Consider the following 1101-nt stretch of genomic DNA (forward strand, 5'->3'; position numbering starts at 1 on the left):
CCGATAAGCCATGTGTCCCGGGTTGGGTTGATTGTTGCTGGGCGGCCCAGCCCGGGATCTTGTTCTGGTAGATCAGCACGCTGGTTTCGTCAGCACGACGCGCTGGCCCGCTCCAGCCCACGCAGAGCGGACGCGGCAAGGAACCGGACGCCCGTCCCGATCGCGGCCTCGTCCACGTCGAAGGTGCCCTGATGCAGGTCGTAGGTGTGCCCGCCGGGGGAACGGGTACCAAGACGAGCAAGCGCGCCGGGGACATGGTCGAGGTACCAGGCGAAGTCCTCACCACCGAGGGACTGCATGATCGGTATCTCCGCGCCTGGCGCAAGCACGCGCTGTAGCGCTGTCCGGAACACCTCGATGATTTCGGCACTGTTCACCACCGGAGGTACCCCGCGCCGGTAATCGAGGGCGAGGCTCGCCCCGTAAGGGGCGACGATCTGTTCGGCGAGCCGGCGCACGAGCGTGGGCACGTCCTCCCAGGTGTCCCGGGACAGCGTGCGAACCGTCCCGGCGATACTGCCCGCCCGCGGGATCGCGTTGGCCACAGTGCCAGCCTCGATGTGCCCCCACACCAGCGACAGTGAAGAGCGTGGATCCACCAGGCGGGACAACGCCGCGGGCAGTTCCACCGCCAGCCTGGACAACGCGTAGATCAGGTCAACCGTGTTCTGCGGACGTGACGTGTGACCGCCAGGGCCGCCGAGGGTGATCCTGACCGAGTCGGCGGCCGAGGTGACAGGACCAACGCGCAGGCCGATGCTCCCGACGTCCAGGGACGGGTCGCAGTGCACCGTCATGGCGGCGGACACCGGCTTGAGCACACCGGCGTCGATCACGTCCAGCGCACCGCCCGGCATGGTCTCCTCGGCCGGCTGGAACACGAGCCGGACCGTTCCCGTGAGCGGGCTGACACGGGCGAACTCGGCGAGTGCCAGCCCCGCCCCCAGCACGACAGCCGTGTGGACGTCGTGGCCGCAGGCATGGCAGACACCGGGAACGGTCGAACGGTAGGGCACCTCTTTCACGTCCAGCAGCGGTAGCGCATCGATGTCGGCACGCACCATGACCATGGGTACGTCAGGCCGGTCCAGGCTGGCGGCC

The 1101-nt window shown here is 68.5% G+C and carries 1 protein-coding gene; it reads right to left on the bottom strand.

Translation table 11 applies throughout. From position 1 onward, the window contains the following. Positions 1-89: 89 nt before the first annotated feature. Positions 90-1101 (bottom strand): amidohydrolase (locus MJ783_RS16860; RefSeq protein ID WP_239311397.1); only part of this gene is annotated, 1012 nt, incomplete at its 5' end.

The organism is Protofrankia sp. Cj3 (assembly GCF_917627355.1).
In the GTDB taxonomy this organism is placed as follows: domain Bacteria; phylum Actinomycetota; class Actinomycetes; order Frankiales; family Frankiaceae; genus Protofrankia.